This is a genomic window from Roseibium sp., from assembly GCF_039982295.1.
In the GTDB taxonomy this organism is placed as follows: domain Bacteria; phylum Pseudomonadota; class Alphaproteobacteria; order Rhizobiales; family Stappiaceae; genus Roseibium.
The window spans coordinates 189,220-212,383 of the sequence record NZ_JBDWYP010000064.1 but is presented as its reverse complement, the minus strand read 5'-3'; the positions used below and the strand labels follow the sequence as shown (position 1 = coordinate 212,383).

Genomic DNA, 23,164 nt, shown 5'->3' with positions numbered 1-23,164 from the left:
ATTGTTTTTTCTGTGCTTTATACTTGACTTTGATATTCATAAAATGATTTCTGCCGCTAGGAGATTTCGGGCGCGAAAGACCTCAGGAGACACCGGCATGACCGGATCGGCATTGCCAATCGACATTCAGGAACGAGCAGAGTGGCTCGTGGTCGAAGGTGTGCGCCGTTACATGACGGGATTTTCGACCGGCGACATCAGCTGTTGGGAAATGGCCTGGGACCTTTACGCCGACGAACTCGGCAAAAACCGCGCCCGGCGGCCTGTATCCGAGCTCTCCTGTTACACCCGCGCCCTCAACACTCATGCAGCACGCCATTTCTGCCTCTTCCCCTACGAATGCAAGAAGCTGTGTCAGGATGAGTGTCTCCTGGCCGCCCTTGTTGCGGCAGCACAGGCTGACGACCGAGAGGCCGTTTCACGCATCAGCGCAGTGCTTGTGGCGCAGGAAGGGCGTGAAGAAACCATTTTCGCCGCAACCGAATTCGCCGCGTCCCTCAAGGACTGCGGTCTTCTTCTCAAGACGGTCGACTTGTCCGGCATGACGCTGGATGAGTGCCCCTTGAAGCAACTCAACTCTCGATTTCACCACTGACCGCAGCAGCAGCGCGGCCTCCTGATAAAATGAGGAAACTGACCATGAAATCCATCAAGTACGGCCTTCTTGCCGCAACGGCCCTGTTCGCGATGCCGGCTCTGGCCGCAACCCCAGCCGACGTCCTGAGCACATACGGCGACGTCGCCGAAGCAACCTTCACTGACTCCCTGGTCACTGCCAAGGAACTCAAGACCGCAATCGATGCTCTCATTGCAAACCCGAGCGATGAAACACTTGCTGCAGCCCGCACAGCCTGGATCGCCGCACGTAACCCTTATCAGCAGACTGAAGCTTACCGCTTCGGCAACGCCATCGTTGATGACTGGGAAGGCAAAGTGAATGCCTGGCCACTGGACGAAGGTCTGATCGACTATGTTGATGCGTCCTATGGTGAAGAATCCGAAGAGAACGCTTTCTACGCGGCCAATGTGATCGCAAACGCAAGCCTCAAGGTCGGCGGCGAAACCATCGATGCGACGGCAATTACCCCTGTATTCCTGGCTGAGCAGCTGCAGGAAGCCGGTGAAGTCGAGTCCAACGTCGCAACCGGCTACCACGCCATCGAATTCCTGCTCTGGGGCCAGGACCTGAACGGAACCGAAGCTGGCGCCGGCAACCGCCCTGCGACCGACTTCGACCCGGCCAACTGCACAAACGGCAACTGCGACCGCCGTGTTGCTTACCTGAAGGCCGCAACCGAGCTTCTGATCACCGATCTTGAGGAAATGGTTGCTGCATGGTCCGATGGGGGCGCAGCGCGTGAAGAACTCGGCGCCAAGGGCGAAGCTGGCGGTCTCGCCACCATCCTGACCGGCATGGGCTCCCTGTCCTACGGCGAACTCGCCGGCGAACGTATCAAGCTCGGCCTCATGCTGCATGATCCGGAAGAAGAGCATGACTGCTTCTCCGACAACACGCACATGTCTCACTACAATGATGTTGTCGGCATCCGGAACGTCTACTTCGGCTCTTACAAGAGCGTTGCAGGAAACGACGTTGACGGTGCTTCGCTTGCCGATCTCGTCGCCGAGAAGGACGCAGCCCTGGCCGAAGAAATGAAAGCAAAGCTCGACGCCACTCTGGCCGCATTTGAAGTCATGAAAGCACGCGCCGAAGGTGGCGAAGCTTATGACCAGATGATCGGCGAAGGCAACGATGAAGGCAACGCAGTCGTTCAGGCCGTGGTTGACGCGCTTGTCGATCAGACCAAGTCCATCGAACGTGTCGTCGAAACTCTGAACCTCGAAGCAATCGCCTTTGAAGGTTCGGACAGCCTCGACAACCCGAACGCTGTATTCCAGTAAGAACCAGCATCACCGGCGGGCGAATGGACGCAGTTTCCATTTGCCCGCCGGTGTCAGCCTTGATGCAGTGTTAGAATTGGGGCACACCGCATCAACGAAGAGACGCGAACATTATGGCTACGCACTGACATGACACCGACCAGATGGTGTTTGTCTGCGCTCGCGGCTTTGGCAATTGCCCTGCCCGCCACCGCAGATGAAATCCTGCCCCACCGAGATGACCTGACACCGAAAGACCGCAAGCGTGTCGCGCGGATTGTCGCCAACAGCGAAGACTTTTCCAAACCGGAACAGTTCGAGCCCATGTCCGGCGGAGCTGCGACCTCGCGAAAACGGGCCAATCGCGATTCCTTTTCCCATGCCTCCGCAAATATCACGTTCGAAGAAGAACAGACCTTCAGGGTCGGCAATGGCTTGTTCAAGAAGCTCTGGGTTTCCTCGCCTTCTTCAACGCAGGCTTCGGATGGCCTCGGACCACTTTACAACGCCCGCTCCTGCCAGGGATGCCATCTGAAAGACGGCAGAGGTCGGCCGCCGCTCCCAGGACACGAGGCTGTTTCCCTTTTTCTGCGCCTTTCCATCCCGGCTCAAACGCCTGAGCAGCAAGTCATGCTCGACTCCAGGGAACTGCTGCGCATTCCAGAGCCAACTTATGGCGGCCAGTTTCAGGCCTTCGCTGTGCCCGGCGCCGCTGGCGAGGGCCGCTTCGACATCATGCTTGAGGACATCACCGTTCCCTTGAATGGTGATGAAGTCGCGGTATTGCAGAAGCCCACCTATGTCGTCCGGGATCTTGGCTATGGTCCAATGCATCCCGAGACCCTGATCTCGCCCCGCGTCGCGCCACCAATGATAGGCATGGGCCTGCTGGAAGCGATTCACCCCGGCGATATCGAGCAACTTGCTGATCCCGAGGATCTGGACGGCGACGGGATCTCCGGCAAGGTCAGTGTGGTTCGCGACCCCAAAACCGGAGACCTGACCCAGGGTCGCTTCGGCTGGAAAGCGTCAAACGCCAACGTCCGCGCGCAGACAGCAGACGCTTTCTCGGGAGACATCGGCATCGGTTCGCCCGACAAGCCCGCCCCATGGGGGGATTGTACGGAAAACCAGACCGCCTGCCGCGAGATGCGCCATGGCGAACAGGAACGCCTTGGCTCGACCGAAGCACCTGATCCGGTGCTGGATCTGGTGACATTTTATTCCGAAAACCTGGCAGTCCCCGCCCGGCGTGATTTTGACGACCCTGAGGTTCTCAAGGGCAAAGAAGTTTTCCATCAATCCGGATGCGCAGACTGCCATCAACCCAAGTTCGTAACCAGCCGAGAGGCCGCGAACAAGGCGCACCGCTTTCAATTGATCTGGCCTTATTCCGATTTGCTCCTGCATGACATGGGCGAAGATCTGGCTGATGACCGCCCCGTCGGGGATGCTTCAGGGCGCGAATGGAGAACGCCGCCGCTGTGGGGAATTGGCCTCACGGAAACCGTCAATGGCCACACCCGCTTTCTCCATGACGGCAGAGCACGCAGTCTGCTTGAAGCCGTTCTGTGGCATGGTGGAGAGGCAGAGGCCGCTAGAAATGCCGTAGTAGCCCTTGAGCCCGATGATCGCGCCGCCCTGATCCGCTTCCTGGAGTCCCTTTGATGCGTAACTTTCTGATCGCCGCTGCAGTTTTGTCCACCGCCTGCCTTGAGACGGGCACGGCATTGGCCGCCGATACCTACACAGCCAATGTCAGACAAGTCATTGACGGCTATATCCGCCCTGCGACCAGCGCGTTCGCGAGGCAGGCAAGTGCCTTGCCGCCAACGATCGACGCTCTTTGCACAACTGCAACTGCGCAGACCAAGGAGGATTTTGCCGACGGATATCGAGACGTCGTGACAGCGTTCGGAGGCGTGAGCTTTCTGCGCTTTGGCCCGACGATAGATGATCATCGCCTCGACAGCCTTGCCTTTATGCCGGACGCAAGAGGAATCGCCCAGCGGCAGATCCGCCGAACCTTTGCCAAGAAAGACCCGTCAATCACCGACCCGGATCAGCTTTCCGGCAAGAGCGTCGCGCTGCAGGGTCTGACGGCGCTGCAACTCATTGCGTTCAACAAAGACGGTGACGTCGTGCTCGGGGACCCGGGCGAAGATCGAGACTACATCTGCAGCTATGCCTCGGCGATCGCGCAGAATGTTGATCGTATTGCTACGGAAATTGAGACCGGTTGGCTCGATGAGGACGGCTACAGCGCCCGATTGCTCAATCCTGGCCCGGACAACGGTCAGATCCGGACGTCGAAGGAAGCCATAGAAACGATTTTCAACGCGCTCGTGACCGGTCTGATTATCGTCAAGGATCAAGAGCTCCTGCCAACACTTGGCTCCGAGATCAAGAAAGCCAAGGCGCATCGCTTGCCCTTTTCACGCTCAGGCGATGGCAGGGCATATCTGATTGCGGAATTGCAGGGCATCGAAACCGCCCTGCGCGCTGCGCATTTTGAGCAGAACCTGGACGAGGAGTTTCTCTGGATCCCGGATTCGATTCACTTTGAATTCGCAAATGGCATCGCCAATCTTGAGTCCCTCGATGCGCCAATCCGTCAATCGTTGAAAAACGAAAAAACGTATCAAAAACTGACCCTGCTGGTCATCACCATGAACAGTCTGCGCGACACAATTGCCCTCGAGCTGGCAGGTGCCCTTGGCCTTTCAGGAGGCTTCAATGCCCTGGACGGCGACTGACCGAACACCCTTCTCACGCCGCGCCTTTCTGACAGGGCTTGGGGGCCTTGCGGTGCTCGCCGGCACCAGCCTCAATCAGACCGCATTGGCGGAAGGACTCCTGGACCGCACACAACTGGATGTTCCGCTCTTCGCCAGCCCACGCCGGGAAGCGGACGGCTCCTTTACCCTTTCGATCATGGATGATGCTGGCCAGGATATCGCGCGTGTCCCCTTGCCGGGACGCGGTCACGGCATGGCAGTTTCGCCGGACAAGAACCGTCTGATCGCCTTTGCACGCCGCCCCGGCACGTTTGCCTTGCTGATCGATCCCTTTCAGCGCAGCGAACCCCAGGTTCTGAGCTCAATCCCCGGGCGGCACTTTTATGGACACGGATGCTTTTCCGCAGACGGCCGTCTCGTTTACGCGGTTGAAAACGATTATGAGGCGGTGCGCGGCGTCATCGGGGTCTATGACGTCAGCGGCCGCGAAATCCGGCGCGTTGGCGAGCTCGAAACCGGCGGCATTGGCCCCCATGATCTGCTTCTGACCGATGACGGCAAGACTCTGGTCGTCGCCAACGGTGGCATACAAACCCACCCCGGCAGACCCCGAGAGAAGCTGAATATCGACACCATGACGCCGTCAGTGGTCTATCTCGACCTCGAAAATGGCGACCTTCTTGCCAATCATGCCCTTGAGAAGGATCTGCATCAGCTTTCTCTTCGGCACATGGCAATGGACAGCATGGGGCAGGTCTGGGTCGGCGGGCAATTCGAGGGTGATCTCTCGCTCACCCCTCCGCTCGTCGCCAGAATGACCCGTGACCAAGCACCCCGACTGACGGAAATTCCTGGCCCAATCGCGTCCGGTCTCGAGAGCTATATCGGCTCAGTCGTTGCAAATGCGAGCGGTGACATTGTTGCCACCTCGGCCCCGCGCGGCGGCAAGGTCATGTTCTGGTCGGCTGCGACCGGAGAGCTCCTCGGCACACAGAATGTCATCGATGGCTGCGGCCTTGCTCCGATCGACGAAAGCGCATTCCTGATTTCGGACGGCAGGGGCGGATTGAGTTACCTTGAGGAACCAAGCTCATACCCGGACGTGCTCGCGCGTCCCGCAGGTGTTGCCTGGGATAACCACATGTTCGCACTCTAACCAGCCAGACAAAAGAAAAGCCCCGACGGTAAACCTCCGAGGCTCTTTCAATTCAGAGTTGGCCAAAATCAATATTCGCCAAGCTTGATGTCCGGCGCATAATCGCCTGGAACATCCTTGGTCACAGCCTGACCGCACATTGTACGGCCACGCTCGGCGTCAAAAGTGAGCGACGGTGAGCCGGAAAGCTCCCATCCCTTGTTTAGCGCCTGGGTCACGCGATGACAGAACTCGCTGTCGTCCGGACCGGTGATAAAACGATAGAGTTTCATAGTCTCACTCAAGCCTTGGAACGGGCAGCAATCGCATCGGCAATTGCGATGGATCGAAGCCCCAAATCCGCATGTAAGCGTTCCACCATCTTCCCGTCCACCTGGATTGCACCCTTATCGGCATTTTCAGGCAAATCAAACAGATCGTTGATCTTTCGCGCCCAGGCGATTTCTTCCGCCGAAGGGCTGAACGCCGCATGACAGGCCTCGATCTGCTTCGGATGGATCAGCGTCTTGCCGTCCATACCCATCTCGACGCCCTGCGCGCACTCAGTGTCGAATCCTTCCAGGTCATTGAAGGCGTTGTAGACACCGTCGAGAACATCAATCCCACCTGCACGCGCCGCAGCGACACATGTCATCAACCAGGGCATCATGACGGCACGGCCGGGGTTCAATTGCGCACGTGTTTCCTTCGCCAAATCATTAGTGCCCATTACGAAACAGGACAAACGCACTTCCGGGTCACGACCACAGGCGCCTATTGAGGCGGCATTCAACATCGCAAGCGGCGTCTCCATCATCGCCCATAGCTTTATGTTCACGGAAGCCTGTCCAACTGCCAATCGGTGTGCGACCTGCTGCAGATCCGCCGGCGTGTTCACCTTGGGAACGAGGATCGCATCAGGGCCTGCTTTTATAGCTGCAGCCAGGTCTTCGTTGGCCCAGGGCGTGTCGAGGGCGTTGATCCGGATCACCACCTCGCGTTCGCCATAGCCGCCACCAGAGACAGCTGAAACGATCTGATCACGCGCCATGGCCTTCGAATCCGGCGCGACAGCGTCCTCAAGGTCAAGAATGAGACAGTCAACGTCGAGTGTTTTCGCTTTTTCCAAGGCCCGCGCGTTTGACCCAGGCATATAGAGAGCGGATCGGCGTGGCTGGTAGGACTGTGTCATGCGAAAACTCCCGGAGACATGTCATCATATTGCTTTGCAGCAAGCTACAGGCAGCATTCGACCTTTTCCACTCGCCTTTTGGATCACTCCAAGCCCGAAACCGGGGCTCAAGACGAACGGCGGAAAATCATGTCCTTCGCGGCAATCAACGCGCCAACGGTAATCGCGATACAGGCGAGAGAAACGGAAAGCGTAAACGACCCGAAACCGAATGCGATCAGCAACAAGGTCGAGAGCAGCGGCGCAGAATAGGCAGCAGCTCCCAACACCTGAATATCTCCTCGTTTGACGCCGATATCCCAGGTAAAAAAAGCCAGACCGACCGGAAACAGGCCGAGCGCCACCACAGACATCCATTCCGTCGCTTGCGCGGGCCAGACGGTTTCTTCCAGGAAGACATGGCACACGGCCGACAAGAGAGCAGTCATCAGGCAGAACCCTGCAACAGCTTCGGTCGGTACCTCACCCAGGCGCCGGGAAAGAACCGAATAGGTGGACCAGAACAGGCAAGACGCGACCGCTGCCCCATATCCAAGAACCGATCCGCCGGTAAATGACAAACCCTCACCGCCCGTGATCAGCAGGGCAGCTCCAAACAACCCCAGCAAGGTGCCGATAACGTGATGAAGCCTAAGGCTTTCACCCGGCAGCAGTGCCGAAAAGACCACGATCAGTAGGGGCCACATGTAGTTGATCAGATTGGCATCAACAGGGGGTGCGTTGCGGATCGCCGTGAAATAGAAAAAGTGGAAACCGAACAGCCCGATCGTCCCCAAGGCCCAGACTTTAAGTGGTTGCTTCATCAGCGACAGCTTGCCCCGAATAGCGAGCCAAACCATCGCCAGACAGCCGGAAAGACCAAAACAGAGCGCATTGAGTAAAAATGGCGGGACAGACCCAGAACCAGCTCCGAACAATCCCAGTGTCGCCCACATCAACACGGCGCTCAGCCCAATAATGGTTGCCCGCATACGGGCAGCTTCTTCGGCCATACTCAATCTCTCACAATAGGATGACTTTCGGGTAAGGGATATAAACCCAGAATGCACCAAGCACCTTATATGCGACAATCGTTGCACTGCCTACCGACCGGTTCTGCTTGATTGTGCGAGGCGTTTCAGGACATCTTGCAGACATCGAAATGGACCGAAAAGATCCGGAGACACCATGAGCAAAACGGAAATCAAGACCCTCAGCTCAGCAGACGCTCACAAGCTTGCTCCACTGATTGCCGAGAATGCACAGGCCTTGAAACGTGGTGCCCCACGGCGCCCGGATGAATTCTACGCAGAACGGATTCTTGCAGACAAAACCGCCGAAGTCATTGGTGCCTATGAGGGCGACCAACTGATCGGGTTCTCGGTGTTTTTCGACCTTCCGGAGCTGACCACCGGCCTACGGATCGGCCAGTTGGACGATATCTACGTTCTGCCGAGCTTCCGCAATCAGGGTGTCGGCAGAAAGATGATCGAGTCTCTGGAAGCTGAAGGCAAGAAGCGCGGCTGGCTGCACCTGCGCTGGCTGGTGCGCGACAAGGAAGCGCCGGCCGTCGCGCTTTACGAGAAGATCGCCGAGCCGGACCGCGTGCGCAGCTACATCATCCCGATCGACCGGGTTGCAGGCAGCTGACGTGACTTTCTATCTCCCGCCGAGTGAAATTGGCGGGAGAACGCCCAGGGGCAAAAATCCAAGATTGACCTGACCATCGCGCAGATTCAACGGCAGGCGGACCACAGGTCGGCCATTTTCATCAGCGGCCTGTTGCCCAAACGACAATGCAGCCCCGCGCATGGCATCCAGGTTGGCAGCTGCCCCTGGAAAGATCGCCGCGGCAAACCTCGCCAGCTGATCCACACCAGCTAGCGAAAGATCCAGTTTGCCGGAAAGCCGGCCCTCCCTGTCCAAAACGAGATCTCCCGTCGCTGAAACGGCCATTTCCTGATTTCCAACGGAGGCCCACGCCACACGAAACGGCAAGGATCCATCAGACAGGTTTCTCAGCCTTTCGAAGGGCGCACCTTGAAGAAGGCTCATTCCATTCTCCAGCTGCAAATGCAATTTCGCATCAAGCGGCTCCGGAAGAGAAGGCAACATGTCTGAATCGGCTCGATTGAGCGACAGAAACACCTCCAGCGTCTCCAGCGCGCCGGGGAGGGGCCTCAGGTGAAATGAAGCTCCATCGGCAAGGAGGCCAGCCTCTGGCCTCGCTCCGGCGATAGCCAAAGATACATTTTCCATCACCACATCGATTTGCTCAACGGAGGAGGTCGAATAGATGACGCTCGAGCGCGCACTTTCCCAGTTCGCTTCCCCCATCAATCCGGTCAGCGGATCTTCAAACCGCGCCGGTCCGTCCGCTTCGGCAATGACATGCCAGGGTTTGTAGACAAGAGCGACTGTCCTCAGCGCTTTGAAGTCTGCGGTTCGCCCGCGCGCATCGGCAAGAACCGGTTCCGCGCAACTGACTTCAAAGCGAAATGGAAAGCCGCCAATCGGCATGTCTGTGCACGAAACAGCCTGACCCGTCTGGGCGAGACGAGCCATCTGGTGATCGATCTGGTCGCGCAGCACGCCCTGCATGTAAAACCAACCGCCGCTCCACACCAAAATGGTCATGAGAACCGCCCCTGCGAGCAAGATGTAGCGGATCTTCAAGTTGCGCTTTGGCCCTGCGTCCAAGACGATTCTCCCATTTGAGTCAGTCTGTCGTTACGGTTCACGGTTCTGTTTGCCATCCCTGCATTGCAACCGGCAGGCGCCATTGTTATTCGAACGCCTTGGATGGCAATGCAAAGGACGGATATGAGCGATTTCTGGGTGTTTGGCTATGGTTCTTTGATGTGGAACCCCGGCTTTGATCATACAAGAAGCCAGACGGCCCTGCTGCGTGGCGCCCATCGCTCGCTCTGCGTCTACTCCTGGGTCCATCGCGGAACGGAGGAAAGACCCGGTCTTGTCTTTGGCCTTGATCGCGGCGGCGCTTGCCGCGGCATGGCCTATAGAGTGTCGGCCTCCGACCGGGATCAAACCATCGAATATCTGCGTGCCCGCGAACAAGTGACGATGGTCTATGTCGAGGCTTGGCGTAAAGTCACATTGCAAGACGGCGAAACCGTGAACGCTCTGACCTATATGGTCGACCGAAAACATCCCCAATATGCAGGCGCCCTACCACTGGACGAGCAGCTTGGCATCGTTTTGGAAGCCGTCGGCAAATCCGGTCGAAATCCGGAATATGTTCTGAACACGGCCAGCCATCTCGGGGAGCTCGGCATCCAGGACCACAATGTCGCCTGGCTGGCCTCACGCTTGGACGAAACCCGCTAGGCGCGGCTGATCAATCTGCAGCCACCGGCCGCAAGTCGGCGAGCAAGGGTGACGGGCGAGCTTCTCCCCGGGCTTCCTCACACAGCGCTTCGGTGGCGCTCTCAATCGTCTCCACAAGCGTTGCGTGAAACACATCCGGTGCCAACCCTGGCTGAATGGGCGGCAGGATGTTCACCAGGACCGTCCCCGGATAGAGCATCCAGGACGCCCGTGGCCAATAAAGACCGGCATTGAGTGCGACCGGCAGGACCGGACAGTCGAGATCCCGATAGAGATGGGCGATGCCGAATTTGTATTTCGGCTCGGCACCCACAGGACGCCGGGTCCCTTCCGGGAAAATCATGATCTGACGATCCTCGGAAATCGCTTTCTTGGCAGCAATCATCATTTCGGCCAGAGCAGCAGAGCGCTTGCCACGATTGATCGGGATCTGGCGAAATTTCGCCGTGTACCAGCCGAAAATCGGGATCCATCGCAGCTCTCGCTTCAAGATGTATGTCGGATCTGGAAACTCGGGAATAAGCGCGAAGGTTTCCCAGGCCGACTGATGCTTGGAGGCGACGATATAGCCGCCCTCCGGGATATTCTCCCGTCCCCGAACCTCGACCTTCAGACCAACGATGAACCTGAGCAGCGCCAGATTGAACCAGGACCAGAAGGGAACAATCCACCAGCCCCAACGGCGCGGCAACAAAAACACCGGCGAAAAGAGGACCATCAGGACAAAGGTCGAGAGATAAAACAGGATCTGGAAAAGCGTCGAGCGCAGAAGAAGCATGTTACCTGGCCGTTTGCAGCGGACAAAAGGGAGCACGGCGAACGCCGGGAGACATCACACGTCTTGTTAAAAGGACGTGAGGTGCGTCGCGACGATCCTGAGACGAGCGAGGGTATACTTCACATATTCGCGCATGAGAAGGTGGATCGTCTTCGGGCTGAGATACCAAGCTTTCAGGTCAAGCCCGGACGGATAGACCGGGTAGGCCACGAGATCCACATCCGGCAGGGCTTCTGCAAGTTCTGCCTGGGCCCGCGGAAGGTGATAGGCACTCGTCACCACCAGCAGGGAACGAAAGGCGTGAGACTGCGCCCAGGCGGCTGTCTCGGTCGCATTGCCGGCCGTATTCAGGGCGAGGCGGTCGAGATCCACACAACAATCGAACAAGGGCATGTCGGCGGAGGTGATGGAGGCAATCTGTTTGCGCGTCGTCCCAGGGTGGACGCCAGAGATAAGCAGGCGCATCGCGCGCCCTTCCGACAAGAGCGAGACAGCCCGCTCCACACGCTCTGTGCCGCCGGTCAAAACGACAATGGCATCCGCACGCGGATCACCGGGCATCGAAATGCTTCCAACCCGTTGCGCGAAATCGAGAAACGACACAAGAAGCGCCAGACAGAGCACGCCGACCAACAGGCAAGTGAGCGCGCGCCGTCGCACCGGCGGGCGCTTTGGCGCTCCGGTCTCGGGGGTCGTATCGACCGCTTGCGGCATTTGCCCGCTTTCACCAGACGCGGTTTCCACCTCGACCGGACCTTTCCCTAGCATCGTCTAACGGCTTTCTGTCACCAGTATCATAGGTGATTCGGAATATTTGGAGGCAAACACAAGGCAAAACCTCAGTCGGCACGCTTCAAGTGTGCCTTTACGGCCAGACCCGACGTCAAGGCCGTCAGAACAGCCACAAGAAAGACGACAGCGATGACGCCGAGATAGCCCGGAAGGCTCACCGACACCGTTCCAAAAAGAGCGGACAATTGATCCGAACCCGCCTGTCCGGAGCCACGGCGGGTGAACAGGTCGAGCATCAGGAACGCCAGCGATGCAATGGCGCCACCTGAAATGCCGCCCTTGAGCCCCAGAACGAGAAAATGCCGCTGGAATTCGCGCGCGATAAAACTGTCCTCGGCCCCCACAAAATGCAGCACCGACACGACATCCTTGTTCCCCGCCATCGCCGACTGGGTCGCAAAGACGACACTGAGCACCATCGAGCCGAGGACAAGGGCCAAGATCGCAAAGCCCCCCAAGACGACCGCCCCCGCCATGGCCGAAAGACGGGACGTCCAGATTGAGTGATCATCCAGGCTTGCGCCGATCACCTCCTGCTCGAGCGCCGCTCTCAATTGGGACAGATCAAGCGCTTCGGGATCATCCACCGTGATCTGGATCAGCCTGGGGACGGGAAGACTCTCAAGCTCGAGCCCATCTCCCAGCCAGGGTTGCAGCAACGCCCGCGTTTCATCATCGGAGAGCGCGCGCACCGTTTCGACACCGGGAAACTCTTGTGTCAGGGCAACGGCCTTGTCGATCTCGCGCAGCATATCGATACCCTCGGCAGGGCGGATCTGGATCGTAACCTCGCGGACGAGATCGTTTTGCCAATCGTCCGCCGCATCCCAAACCACGGACACGCCGCCGACGGTCAAACAGGCAAGAAAGCTCATGATCGCCACGACAAGCGTCAGCGCGCGGCCAGCAACCGACTGTGGCGGAACAATCGGCGTCAACGACCGGAACTTCGGCGCGCTGCTCCTCTCACCTGCTGGTTTCTTCTGCGTCTTCTGGCGCGGCAGCTTTGGCCGGTTCGGTTTGCGCGCCGCCTTCACCTGGGGCGCTGGCTTTTTTGATGCGGGCACTTTCTTGGTCTCTTTTGCCATGCCGCGCCTCAATCAAAGATCTCGAGACGGCCGTCGGCCAGAACCATTCGGCGCGCGTTGACCTGCTCGAGAAGGGCAATGTCATGTGTTGCGATGACAACAGACGTTCCCAGTTTGTTGAGCTCCATGAACAGTCGCAGCAGCCGTCTTGCCAGCGGCGGATCAACGTTTCCCGTCGGCTCATCAGCCAGGAGAACATCCGGGCGGGTGATCAATGCGCGCGCGATCGCAGCGCGTTGCTTCTCTCCACCCGACAAAACCGGCGGCAGAACATGCATGCGCTCGCCAAGGCCGACCCACTTCAGCAGTTCAACCACATCAGATCGATAGTCCGACTCGTCTTTCCCCACCACGCGAAGCGGCAAGGCGACGTTTTCGTAGGTGGTCAGGTGGTCAAGCAAGCGAAAATCCTGGAACACGACGCCAATCTTCCTGCGCAGTTCCGGCAGCTCCTGTTTGCTTATGACTGAAAGGTCCCTGTCGAAAACACGGATAAGCCCACGTGTGGGCCTCAAAGACATGAATAGGAGGCGGATCAAGCTGGTCTTGCCGGCACCTGATGGCCCGGTCAGAAACTGAAACGACTGCGGTTCGATGCGAAACGTCAGGTCGCGCAGGATCTCCGGACCCATGCCATATCTCAAACCGACGTTCTCGAAGCGGATCACCTGTGTCCTCCTTGGAAAGGCCGCACGCTAACGGGCCTGTGTTAACTCTTCATTAAACATATAAATGTCCTGTAGGAGGCAGTGAGCCCGGCTGGACAAAACAGACAACTTAGCTGGGGATCTTTGCCGGATCTTACCGCAAACGGCTACTTTGTTTTGGCCGTCACATCAAATTTAGGCGAAGGGTCTTCGCAGATGAAGATCAAATGTCCGGACTGCAGCACCTCTTACGACATCAAGCCCCAAGTCCTGGGCGACCAGGGACGCAGCGTCAAGTGCGCACGCTGTGGAAACCGTTGGTTCGTTTCCCCCAAACAGGAACCCGAGGACGAAGATCTCCCTCTGGATGAAGAACCAGAGGACGAGGATGCCGCCAACTGGGCCGCCGATGGCGAAGAAGAAGACCGCGAGTCTGCCGCTGACGATGTTCCCGACGAGGAAGAAGAGGAAGACGATACCCCGTCGCCTCCGCCACCACCTCCGCCTTCGAGGCAGGCAGAGTCCGATGTCGCCGACCCGGATGGCGAAGACGACGACAAGCCGGTGGACATCGAGACGCTGGCCAAGCGTCCGAAGATCAAGGTCAACCCAAACAAGTTCAAGCGAAACCGCATTGGTGCGATCCTGAATTGGCTGATGCGCCGAAACTATCGGCGCGTCGCCGGTATTGGCCTGTTTGCCGGATCAATTACCCTCTGCGCTTCCATGGTTCTGGTTCGAGACAGCATCGTCAAACAAGCTCCTGATTTGGCGAGCCTTTTCGAGGCTGTTGGGCTGGAGGTGAACCTGCGCGGCCTGGAATTCAGGGACCTTAGAACATTTCACGAGCTTCAAGAAGGCGAACAGGTACTTGTGGTCGAGGGTTCGATCCGCAATATACTGGGCGAGAACACATCGGTTCCCGCCGTACGTCTGTCCATACGGGGCGGCGATCTTCAGGAAATCTACGCCTGGACAGTGGAACCGACAACCAAGGTTCTCAAGGGACTGGACGAAACACGCTTCAGGACCATTCTCGCGGATCCTCCATCGGATGCCTCGGACATCCAGGTGCGGTTCATAGACCGCGGCAAACGTCAGGTAGTACTCGAATAAAATGACAGTCGATATCAATACGCTCTTCGATGAAGACGCGATCGCCGCACGAGTCGCGGATCTTGCTGATGCCATTTCGGAATCCAAACCGGAAAATCTGCTGGTCGTCGCTGTTCTGAAAGGCAGCTTCATATTTGCCGCAGACCTTGTCCGCGCGATGCATCGTTCCGGTCTGACGCCGGAAATGGAGTTCATGCACCTGTCGAGCTATGGCGCAGGCACTGAAGGGTCCGAAAATATCCGTGTTTTACGCGATGTCGAAAGTGACGTTAACGGCCGCGATATAATTCTGGTCGATGATATTCTGGAATCCGGTCGCACCTTGAGCTTCGCCAAGGAGCGACTTTTGAAACGCGACGCGAAATCAGTGAGGATTGTCGCGCTACTGGACAAACCCGAGCGCCGTAAAGCTGCCATTTCTGCCGATTACGTTGGGTTTGCATGCCCAGACAAGTTCGTCGTCGGATATGGGATGGATATGGGTCACGCATGGCGGCAATTGCCGTTCATCGGCTACGTCGTTCCTGGTGAGGAGACCGGAGCCGACGCGGAGAACGAAGGAGACTGACCATATGGCTCGCATTCTTCTGACGGAAGATGACGAAGCAGTCCGCAGCTTTGTACAGCGTGCGTTGGAACTTGACGGTCATACGGTCAAGGCGGCCGAGGACGGCGCCGAGGCCGTTGAAGTGCTCACGCGTGAGCAGGGAAAGTTCGACCTGCTGGTCTCGGACATCAAGATGCCGGTGATGGATGGGATTGCCCTCGCGCTCCATACAGCGCGTGATTGGCCCTCTCTTCCGATACTGCTGATGACCGGCTTCGCCGATCAGCGAGAGCGCGCGAATGGCCTGGACGCTTTGGTGCATGATGTGATCACCAAACCATTTTCCCTGGCCGATATTCGCCTTGCCGTTCGCAACGCGATCGCCGGGGTCGTGCCCGAGCAGACCAGGCGCTACGCGAGCTAGGGCCCACGTGCTGAAAATTTTGAAATGAACTCAGCAAAAAACCCGGCAATGACCGGGTTTTTTCGTCTCTCGCAAACTCTGAAGACGCTGATCACACCGAACTTCAATAGCGTTTCAACAAACGCTCCAGGTAATCGAGTTCAAGCTTTGGCCGGGACGGATCGGAAAACCTGCGGCGCAGCTCTTCCAGAATCCTGCGCGCACGCTGAACATCAATTTCATCCGGCACCTTGACCTGATTGCCGAAATCAGGGCCCTCCGTCCGCCTTGGCCGTCCCAGTGGGTCTTCGTCAAGCGGCGAGCGGCCCTGTGCCATGCCCGGTCCGTTGCCCTGACCCATCATCTGTTCGGCCATTCCCTGTGCCCCGCGGCGAAGAGCATCGAGGGCATCACCCTGTTGGCCGAGCGCCTGCTCGCCTTGTCCCTGACCGAGTGACTGCTGGGCCTGACCCATCGCCTCACCGGCTTGACCAAGCTCGCTCGACTGGCCTTGCCCCTGATCATTCTGTCCAAGCTGATCCATCAGCTGCTGCAGCTGCTGGGCGAGATCGCCCTGACCCTGCTGTAGCTGCTTGAGAGCCTCGGCGAGTTGCTCGGGAGTCATTGGTTGCTGACCCTGCTGACCGGATTGACCCTGTTGCTGCTGGCGTTGCTGACCTTCATTGCGATTGAATTGATGGGTCTGGTCCATCAGCTGCTGCTGCTTCTGAATCATCTCACCCAGCTGGTTCAGCATCTCCATCATTTCGCTTGTCATGCCATCCGGTGACATCTGCGGTCGGCCCGCTTGAAGGTTTTCCAGCATCTGCTGCATCTGCGCCAGGAGCTCACGTGCCGCATCCCGCGAGCCGGTCCTTGCCAGCTCTTCGATCCGATCAAGCATTTCGCTGAGATCTTGCTGATTCAGGCTCTGCTGTTGTTGCGAGTTGAAGGGTTGCATCGCCTGCGGATTGCGCCGCATCTGATCCGCCAACGCCTGCATGTATTCATTCAGTGCCTTCCGAAGATTTTCGGTCAGCTTCGCAATTTCCTCTTCGCTTGCACCGTTTTCGAGCGCCTTGCGCAGAGCCTCCTGTGCATCTCTCAAGGCACGTTCGGCAAGGGACAGATCGCCGTCCTCAATAGTCAGCGCCAGATCCCAAAGCAGCGGCAGAAGCTCCTTCAGGTCCTCGTCGCTCTGGGCATAAACGAGACGTTTGTAGGCAAACCGGAGGCCAAGATAGTCTTTCGTCGCCATGTCGAAGGCTTCCGGAGCCAGCAACAACCCATCAAAAGCCGTAAGAATCCGCGCGTGGTTGTTGGCATCCAGCGCCAGATCCCTGCGTTGTTCGACAACAGCGCGGGCGAGCGGCTTTACGAACGGCCGTTGAGGCAGGGTAAAGACATGCGGCGGAGAAACGCCTTCCTGACCGGCCTGATCGCGCGCGACCATGATCAGCTCGACTTCGGAACCCGCCCAGGGATGGGACGTAATATCCCTGATGGTCTCTCCCGTCTTTGCCGTTCCAGCTCTCGGCGGCAATGACAAAGGAAACCGGGGAGCGTCCACCAACGGACGCGGCGCAGAAGAATTTGATCCTGTGCGTGGCGTGGGGCGAATCATCGCTTCCGCCGAGACCACCCCGTAGTCATCCTTCACGAGATAGGAAAACTTCAACGCGCCGGACAATTGCTCTTCCGGATCGTCGGTCAGCCGTATTTCAGGCGCATCGTCAGGAAGGACATCAAACGTCCAACCTGTGATCCGCGTCTCACCAGAATAAAGGTCAATGCGGCCAGATCCGTTCAGAACAGCATCCCGCTCGATCGGCAGATCATCTTGAATGACCGCTTCGTCGGCACCCGCCTCGGCATCCGCAATCGCGACACCACCGCTGGTCTCAATACGAAATTCGCGCGCACCCTGGCTTCGCACGACAAAGACAGAACCTTCAGGAACCTTGATCCAGGCATCGGGGTCGCGCAGTGCTGCACTCTCACCGGTCAGGTAGACCGGCGGCTTGTCGGTATATAGGGGCGGCGTGACCCAGGCATCGAGGCGGCTTGCGACCGCAGCAACATCGACAGGCGCCCGGAACGCGGAACCAAGCCTCGACCAACCATCCTCGCCGCTCGAAATGAAACCAACGATGAGCAGCATCGCAGCGCCAATGCGGATGGCATAGGGATCCAAACGATAGGCTTTGGGATTTGGAGGTCCGGCGCGCATCGAAGCCAAGGCGGCCGCCATGCGCTTCTTGTGAAGCTCCCAAAGTGCACGTGTCGCCGGGTCATCTTCACCGCTGACAAGCGTGTCCTCAACGGCAGTCAGGGGTCGATGAACCTGCCCGGTCGTCTTTTCGATCCGGGACAATGCGTCTTCTCTGGATGGCCAGCGCAGCACAAACAGGTCTCGTCCCGACCAGACAAGCGCAAGAGCAAAACCACAAAGACCGAGAAGCCGCGCCCAGGCAGGCAGAAGAAGCCATCCGCCAATCAGAGAGAACCCGACAAAAATGCAGACGACGATGATGGCAGGAAAGATGGCACGCCAGAATCGCTCAAGGAAAAGAGCGGCGCGGCTGCGCGCGACCAGCTTGTTCAAGCGATCGTTAGCCTTGGCCATGAAAGAAAGGCGTGTTTCCCGGGCGCTCGCCTCTCCCGAACTGTCAATCGTGCCGCGTCGATCCAAGAGTGCGCCTCCGTCCGTGCCTCACCCTCTAACAAGGTGAGGCATAAGACCGGTCACGGCAAGTTGTTGAAACAACCAAATTTGGATTTTGGGGTCACGAACCCTTGAGCCAGCCTGGAATTTCATCCTGACCAAGCAGGTCATCATAGGTTGGTCTGGGCCGAATGACCGCAAATTCGTCATCTTTTACCATGACTTCCGGGATCAGCAGACGGCTGTTGTAGGTACTTGAAAGCGTGGCACCGTAAGCCCCGGCCGAATAGACCGCAAGGAGATCCCCGGACTTCACTTCTGGAATATCACGTTCCTGAGCCAGGTAATCTCCTGTTTCACAAACAGGACCGACCACATCGGCCTTGATTCGTCCGGTTTCCGGTGCTGGCTCACGCACTGGTCCGACCTCATGATGAGCCTCATAAAGCGTCGGACGGATCAGGTCATTCATCGCCGCGTCAACGATCACGAAATCCTTGTTCGCTCCGTCCTTCACGAACAGAACTTTCGTCACCAGAATCCCGGCATTTCCTGCGATCAGACGGCCCGGTTCAAAAATCACCCGGCAATCGAGCTTGGTAACATGCTTCCGAACCACTTCGGCATAGGCATCAGGGTGCGGCGGAGGATCATTATCAACAACGTAGGGAATACCGAGACCGCCACCCAGATCGAGATGCTCAATCACATGACCGTCTGCTCGTAACGATCCGATAAGGTCGCCAAGGCGAGAAAACGCAGAATCGAACGGATCCAGCTGAGTGATCTGCGATCCGATATGCATATCGATGCCGCTAATCTCGATATTCGGCAGCTTGGCCGCGTCAGCATAGGCTTTGCGGGCGTCCTGCCAGGGAATACCAAACTTGTTCTCGGCCTTGCCCGTCGAAATTTTGGAATGGGTTTTCGCATCCACATCCGGATTGATGCGCAGCGAGATCTTGGCGGTCTTTCCCTTCTGACCGGCGACGCGAGAAAGCTGTGCCAGTTCGGGCAGGGATTCCACGTTGAAGCAGAGAATGTCCTGATCAAGAGCGTAGGACTGCTCGCCCTCGGTCTTGCCGACACCGGAAAACAGGATCCGCTCGCCGGGTACACCAGCAGCCCTGGCGCGGCGCAATTCACCTTCAGACACAACATCCATGCCAGCGCCGAGATCCGCCAGGGTCTTCAGCACCGCAAGGTTGGAGTTGGCTTTCACTGCAAAGGCAACAAGCGAGTCGACACCTTCGAAAGCTGCGGAAAATACGTTGTAGTGCCGCACAAGCGTTGCACTGGAATAGCAATAGAATGGCGTACCGACTTGCTCGGCAATCCGTTCCACAGGCACGCCTTCCGCATGAAGCGCGCCGCCACGATACGCAAAATGATGCACGAGAATTCCTCGAAACTTGAGCCTGACTAGATCAGGGCGTCCAGAATAAAGCCTGAAGGCACGGCTGACGACGGCTCACCAGGGCGCTCGACAGCGCTGCCCGCGCCGGGCGGATTCAGATAGGCCCCTGACTCTTCAACGGCGACGGAGGCAGGATCCGCGGCGGCAGGGCTTTCCAGCGCACCACGTCGACCACACCCCGTGACACCAAATGCCAGGGCCAGAAACAAGCTGCAAAGCACAACAGGGTTCACAAAGCGTTTTGCCGCCATGGACTGGCCCTTTTCATCCGTTTGAAAACTCGACTTCTCTCCTCGCATGACCGGACGCAGACGGCAACCCCGTCGGTCCTGCTCTGCAGAGATAGAGAACTGTCAGCCTTTAGAAAGGTCCTTCAACCAGCGGCGCGCCTGCTTCCGCACATTCACAGGCGAAGTCCCGCCGTGACTGGTACGCGACCGCACTGACTTGTCGACGGAAAGCACCGAGAACACCTCTTGTGTGATCTTGGGCTCGACACCCTGCATCTCTTCCAGAGAGACCTTGTGAAGCTCAATCCCGCGCTCGACCGCAATTCCAACGATCCGACCCGTGACATGATGGGCATCACGGAACGGCAGACCAAGAACACGGACCAGCCAGTCGGCAAGGTCGGTTGCCGTCGAATACCCGGATCCGGCAGCTTTTTTCATGACTTTCGTCACGGGCTCGAGATCCTTGACCATGCCGGTCATCGCAGCGAGCGCCAGGGAAATACTGGCGAGACCGTCAAAGGCCTGCTCCTTGTCTTCCTGCATGTCCTTGGAATAGGCAAGGGGAAGGCCCTTCATCATCACCAGGAGCGAATTGAGCGATCCATAGATCCGTCCTGTCTTGGCGCGTACCAACTCAGCCGCGTCCGGATTCTTCTTCTGCGGCATGATGGACGAGCCGGTCGAGAATTTGTCGGACAGCTTGATAAAGCCGAACTGCGCGGAGCACCAAATGACGATCTCTTCGGCAAGACGTGACAAGTGCATCGAGCAAATCGACGCAGCTGACAATGCCTCTATGACGAAGTCACGGTCGGAGACGCCGTCGAGAGAGTTCGCCATCGGACGGTCAAAACCAAGTGCTTCCGCGGTTGCCTTGCGATCGATCGGGAAGGATGTTCCCGCCAGTGCAGCGGAACCGAGCGGGCTTTCATTCATCCGTTTGCGGGCGTCGCGAACGCGGCTGCGGTCGCGTGCAAACATCTCGACATAGGCAAGAAGATGGTGGCCAAACGTCACCGGCTGCGCAGACTGAAGATGCGTAAAGCCCGGCATGACATCGCCTGCATGCGTCTCTGCCTTTTCAGCCAAAGCCTGCATCAGATCCGTCAGCTGCTCATCCAGCGTGTCCATCGTGTCGCGGACCCAAAGACGAAAATCCGTGGCAACCTGGTCATTCCGCGACCGGCCTGTGTGCAAGCGTCCCGCGGCCGGTCCAATCAGCTCGGCCAGACGGGCTTCGATATTCATGTGGATGTCTTCGAGCGCCCGCGAGAATTTGAACTCGTCATTTTCGATCTCTGACAGGATTGTGTCTAGACCTTGAGCGATCTTCGCAGCATCGTCGCCCGAAACAATTCCCTGGGCGGCAAGCATGGCCACGTGGGCTTTCGAACCCGCAATGTCTTGCCTATATAGCTTGCGGTCGTAGTCGATGGAGGCGTTGATTTCCTCCATGATTGCGTCTGGTCCTTCGGCGAACCGGCCGCCCCACATGCGATTGCTCATGCCCTGTGCCCCTGAGAGATGCCCCTTGCGAGGTCTGAAAGAATGACGAACCCGACCGAAACCGCTCAACGCCCGAAACGACGCCTGGTCGCAGCAGGTGTTGCCGGCTCAATAGCCGCTCTTGCGGCGGTATACGTGATCGTCGGCCCTGATGGCAACTCACACGGAACGCAAAGCTGCACGCTGGCGCAGGAAACCGCAAAGACCATCAAACCGTTTGCAACCGGTGAAGTCGCCGCGTTCCTGCCCGCACAAAAGGCACTGCCGCTGTCGGAGCTGACCTTCAAGAAGCCGGATGGCACGGTGGCAACCATGGCGGAATTCAAGGACAAGACGATCCTGATGAACCTCTGGGCCACCTGGTGCGCGCCTTGCCGAAAGGAAATGCCGGCGCTGGATGAGCTACAGGCTGACCTGGGAAGTGATGATTTTGAGGTGGTCGCCGTCAACCTTGACCGTGGCGGCGAGGAAAAGCCGAGGGCATTCCTGGAAGAAATCGGCGTAGACGATCTGAGCTTCTATCACGATGCATCGAACAAGCTCATGACCGATCTTCGCGCGAAGGGCAGGGCCACCGGCCTTCCAACCACTATTCTCATCGGGCCCGAAAATTGCGAGATCGGAACAATGTATGGCCCCGCAGAATGGGCATCCGGCGAGGCGAAAAAGCTGATTGAAGCAGCACTCCAGTCAATCGCCGGCTAGCCGGCGACTGCATTTGACAAAGAAACATCAGGCCGTGATGTCGACCGCATTTCCAAGGCCGGGAATCTGCCGGGTTTCCCGGCGGTCTTCCTGCTTGGTTTCTTGTGCTTCCTGCAGACGATCAGCAATCTGACGTTCCTGTTCGTTGGCATCCTTGACTGCGTTTGTCGCGAGCTCGCTGCGCACATTGTAGTTGCTGGCGGCTGCTGAGCTGCTTCCCGAGATTTCTACCATGATACATTCTCCTTCATCGATGGGGCCAAGAGCGCGTTAGACGGTGACATCCAGCCTGTTTCCCAGGCCTTCTTGTGCCTCTCGTGCCTGGACACGACCTTCGATCTGTTCTGCCTGACGGGCGAGGGTTTCAGCACGGTTGCTACTCAGGTCAGCTTGGCGTTGCACAGTTTCCGCCACGACCCTTTCCTGCTGAACATTAATTTGTTGCAGCTTTTCAGCTGTTCGTTCCGGGCCGGCATCTCCCGCTCTGGGACTGAACACCTGCGCGGAGCCATATCCTGTGACTTCGGGCATTTCCGGATCCATTTCTTGAACCACTAGAGTGAGCTCTATATGGCGTCAAAAGAAGTAAACATCCGTAAATACAATAAGTTACTTGATATCAGGATAGATGGAAAAATAACCTTGGAAGTAGTTTTTGATTCAAATTGAACCAACCCCAGCACAACGCACTGGAATCAAACGAAATTATAATTTCTAGAAAAACAGGACTGTGCGTAACGTCAGATCAGGCAGAAACGTCGATGTTGCCGCCAAGGCCGGACCCGGGAGCTGCAGGCGTGGATGTTGTCGCTTCGAGGCTTTGAGCACCGGCTTCGAGAAGCGCAACCACATTCGCTTCGGATGCTGCCGCCATCTTCATGATTTCAGTCTGGATAGCCGACGCAGTCTGGGACTGTGTCATCGTCACATACGCTGAAGCTATGCCTGTAGAATCCATGAAGACCTCCTGTCTGGCCGAATTCTAGGTTAAGAT

Annotated in this window: 26 protein-coding genes; 11 read left to right on the top strand and 15 right to left on the bottom strand. The window is 57.7% G+C overall.

What is annotated here, in order from left to right:
* Nucleotides 1-97: 97 nt before the first annotated feature.
* The 5 genes from ABJZ52_RS13945 to ABJZ52_RS13925 all read left to right on the top strand — a co-directional run bounded on the left by ABJZ52_RS13945 (nt 98) and on the right by ABJZ52_RS13925 (nt 5,775).
* On the top strand, nt 98-595 hold the full coding sequence (locus tag ABJZ52_RS13945) for a hypothetical protein (protein ID WP_348191817.1): 498 nt from the start codon (nt 98-100) through the stop codon (nt 593-595).
* 44 nt (nt 596-639) lie between these two features.
* Nucleotides 640-1,902 carry an imelysin family protein gene (locus ABJZ52_RS13940; protein WP_348191819.1) on the top strand — a complete coding sequence of 421 codons (1,263 nt, stop codon included), beginning with the start codon at nt 640-642 and terminating at the stop codon, nt 1,900-1,902.
* A 129-nt stretch (nt 1,903-2,031) separates the two neighbouring features.
* Nucleotides 2,032-3,549, top strand: a complete 1,518-nt coding sequence (locus ABJZ52_RS13935) for a di-heme oxidoredictase family protein (RefSeq protein WP_348191821.1) — start codon at nt 2,032-2,034, stop codon at nt 3,547-3,549.
* Nucleotides 3,549-4,637, top strand: coding sequence for an imelysin family protein (locus tag ABJZ52_RS13930; RefSeq protein WP_348191824.1), 1,089 nt, complete (start codon nt 3,549-3,551; stop codon nt 4,635-4,637). Before ABJZ52_RS13935 ends, ABJZ52_RS13930 begins: the two co-directional genes overlap by 1 nt.
* Entirely contained in the window at nt 4,618-5,775 is a 1,158-nt protein-coding gene (locus ABJZ52_RS13925) for a DUF1513 domain-containing protein (RefSeq protein WP_348191827.1), read from the top strand. Before ABJZ52_RS13930 ends, ABJZ52_RS13925 begins: the two co-directional genes overlap by 20 nt.
* A gap of 68 nt (nt 5,776-5,843) precedes the next feature.
* Here ABJZ52_RS13925 and ABJZ52_RS13920 read toward each other — a convergent pair whose 3' ends face one another.
* From ABJZ52_RS13920 to ABJZ52_RS13910, 3 genes are all read right to left on the bottom strand, one after another.
* Nucleotides 5,844-6,047, bottom strand: coding sequence for a DUF1737 domain-containing protein (locus ABJZ52_RS13920; RefSeq protein ID WP_348191830.1), 204 nt, complete (start codon nt 6,045-6,047; stop codon nt 5,844-5,846).
* Between the two features lie 8 nt (nt 6,048-6,055).
* A complete protein-coding gene (locus ABJZ52_RS13915) occupies nt 6,056-6,946 on the bottom strand; it encodes a CoA ester lyase (protein ID WP_348191833.1) in 891 nt (296 codons plus the stop codon).
* 107 nt (nt 6,947-7,053) lie between these two features.
* Complete coding sequence (locus tag ABJZ52_RS13910) at nt 7,054-7,938, bottom strand: EamA family transporter (protein ID WP_348191835.1); 885 nt, start codon at nt 7,936-7,938, stop codon at nt 7,054-7,056.
* Nucleotides 7,939-8,113: 175 nt separating this feature from the next.
* On the opposite strand from ABJZ52_RS13910, the gene ABJZ52_RS13905 reads away from it, so the two are divergent.
* Nucleotides 8,114-8,575, top strand: coding sequence for a GNAT family N-acetyltransferase (locus ABJZ52_RS13905; protein WP_348191838.1), 462 nt, complete (start codon nt 8,114-8,116; stop codon nt 8,573-8,575).
* A 9-nt stretch (nt 8,576-8,584) separates the two neighbouring features.
* On the opposite strand, the gene ABJZ52_RS13900 is transcribed toward ABJZ52_RS13905, so the two are convergent.
* Nucleotides 8,585-9,625, bottom strand: coding sequence for a DUF2125 domain-containing protein (locus ABJZ52_RS13900; protein WP_348191841.1), 1,041 nt, complete (start codon nt 9,623-9,625; stop codon nt 8,585-8,587).
* Between the two features lie 123 nt (nt 9,626-9,748).
* On the opposite strand from ABJZ52_RS13900, the gene ABJZ52_RS13895 reads away from it, so the two are divergent.
* Entirely contained in the window at nt 9,749-10,273 is a 525-nt protein-coding gene (locus ABJZ52_RS13895) for a gamma-glutamylcyclotransferase (RefSeq protein WP_348191844.1), read from the top strand.
* A gap of 10 nt (nt 10,274-10,283) precedes the next feature.
* Here the strand turns inward: ABJZ52_RS13895 and ABJZ52_RS13890 are convergent, their stop codons facing one another.
* The 4 genes from ABJZ52_RS13890 to ftsE form a co-directional block, all read right to left on the bottom strand.
* On the bottom strand, nt 10,284-11,051 hold the full coding sequence (locus tag ABJZ52_RS13890; protein WP_348191847.1) for a 1-acyl-sn-glycerol-3-phosphate acyltransferase: 768 nt from the start codon (nt 11,049-11,051) through the stop codon (nt 10,284-10,286).
* Between the two features lie 66 nt (nt 11,052-11,117).
* Entirely contained in the window at nt 11,118-11,819 is a 702-nt protein-coding gene (locus ABJZ52_RS13885; protein ID WP_348191850.1) for a YdcF family protein, read from the bottom strand.
* Between the two features lie 71 nt (nt 11,820-11,890).
* Entirely contained in the window at nt 11,891-12,931 is a 1,041-nt protein-coding gene (locus ABJZ52_RS13880; protein WP_348191853.1) for an ABC transporter permease, read from the bottom strand.
* Between the two features lie 8 nt (nt 12,932-12,939).
* Nucleotides 12,940-13,599 (bottom strand): cell division ATP-binding protein FtsE, encoded by a 660-nt coding sequence (gene ftsE / locus ABJZ52_RS13875; RefSeq protein ID WP_348191856.1) that lies wholly within the window; start codon nt 13,597-13,599, stop codon nt 12,940-12,942.
* Nucleotides 13,600-13,794: 195 nt separating this feature from the next.
* On the opposite strand from ftsE, the gene ABJZ52_RS13870 reads away from it, so the two are divergent.
* Genes ABJZ52_RS13870 through ABJZ52_RS13860 form a run of 3 tightly spaced genes read left to right on the top strand, consistent with a single transcriptional unit; the run spans nt 13,795 to nt 15,665 of the window.
* A complete protein-coding gene (locus tag ABJZ52_RS13870) occupies nt 13,795-14,694 on the top strand; it encodes a zinc-ribbon domain-containing protein (protein ID WP_348191859.1) in 900 nt (299 codons plus the stop codon).
* A gap of 1 nt (nt 14,695) precedes the next feature.
* A complete protein-coding gene (gene hpt / locus ABJZ52_RS13865; protein WP_348191862.1) occupies nt 14,696-15,262 on the top strand; it encodes a hypoxanthine phosphoribosyltransferase in 567 nt (188 codons plus the stop codon).
* Between the two features lie 4 nt (nt 15,263-15,266).
* Nucleotides 15,267-15,665 carry a response regulator gene (locus ABJZ52_RS13860; protein WP_192109988.1) on the top strand — a complete coding sequence of 133 codons (399 nt, stop codon included), beginning with the start codon at nt 15,267-15,269 and terminating at the stop codon, nt 15,663-15,665.
* A gap of 103 nt (nt 15,666-15,768) precedes the next feature.
* On the opposite strand, the gene ABJZ52_RS13855 is transcribed toward ABJZ52_RS13860, so the two are convergent.
* From ABJZ52_RS13855 to argH, 4 genes are all read right to left on the bottom strand, one after another.
* The gene (locus ABJZ52_RS13855) at nt 15,769-18,336 is read right to left on the bottom strand and encodes a TIGR02302 family protein (protein WP_348191866.1); all 2,568 of its coding nucleotides are present in this window, start codon (nt 18,334-18,336) and stop codon (nt 15,769-15,771) included.
* A gap of 94 nt (nt 18,337-18,430) precedes the next feature.
* On the bottom strand, nt 18,431-19,705 hold the full coding sequence (gene lysA / locus ABJZ52_RS13850) for a diaminopimelate decarboxylase (RefSeq protein ID WP_348191869.1): 1,275 nt from the start codon (nt 19,703-19,705) through the stop codon (nt 18,431-18,433).
* 26 nt (nt 19,706-19,731) lie between these two features.
* Nucleotides 19,732-19,977 carry a lipoprotein gene (locus ABJZ52_RS13845; protein WP_348191872.1) on the bottom strand — a complete coding sequence of 82 codons (246 nt, stop codon included), beginning with the start codon at nt 19,975-19,977 and terminating at the stop codon, nt 19,732-19,734.
* A 102-nt stretch (nt 19,978-20,079) separates the two neighbouring features.
* The gene (argH, locus tag ABJZ52_RS13840) at nt 20,080-21,465 is read right to left on the bottom strand and encodes an argininosuccinate lyase (protein ID WP_348191875.1); all 1,386 of its coding nucleotides are present in this window, start codon (nt 21,463-21,465) and stop codon (nt 20,080-20,082) included.
* Between the two features lie 42 nt (nt 21,466-21,507).
* Between argH and ABJZ52_RS13835 the strand changes: the two genes are divergently transcribed.
* Nucleotides 21,508-22,170, top strand: a complete 663-nt coding sequence (locus tag ABJZ52_RS13835; RefSeq protein WP_348191878.1) for a TlpA disulfide reductase family protein — start codon at nt 21,508-21,510, stop codon at nt 22,168-22,170.
* A gap of 27 nt (nt 22,171-22,197) precedes the next feature.
* Here ABJZ52_RS13835 and ABJZ52_RS13830 read toward each other — a convergent pair whose 3' ends face one another.
* From ABJZ52_RS13830 to ABJZ52_RS13820, 3 genes are all read right to left on the bottom strand, one after another.
* Nucleotides 22,198-22,404, bottom strand: a complete 207-nt coding sequence (locus tag ABJZ52_RS13830) for a hypothetical protein (RefSeq protein WP_348191880.1) — start codon at nt 22,402-22,404, stop codon at nt 22,198-22,200.
* A 36-nt stretch (nt 22,405-22,440) separates the two neighbouring features.
* Complete coding sequence (locus ABJZ52_RS13825; protein WP_348191883.1) at nt 22,441-22,701, bottom strand: hypothetical protein; 261 nt, start codon at nt 22,699-22,701, stop codon at nt 22,441-22,443.
* A 214-nt stretch (nt 22,702-22,915) separates the two neighbouring features.
* Complete coding sequence (locus tag ABJZ52_RS13820; protein WP_348191886.1) at nt 22,916-23,128, bottom strand: hypothetical protein; 213 nt, start codon at nt 23,126-23,128, stop codon at nt 22,916-22,918.
* Nucleotides 23,129-23,164 lie beyond the last annotated feature (36 nt).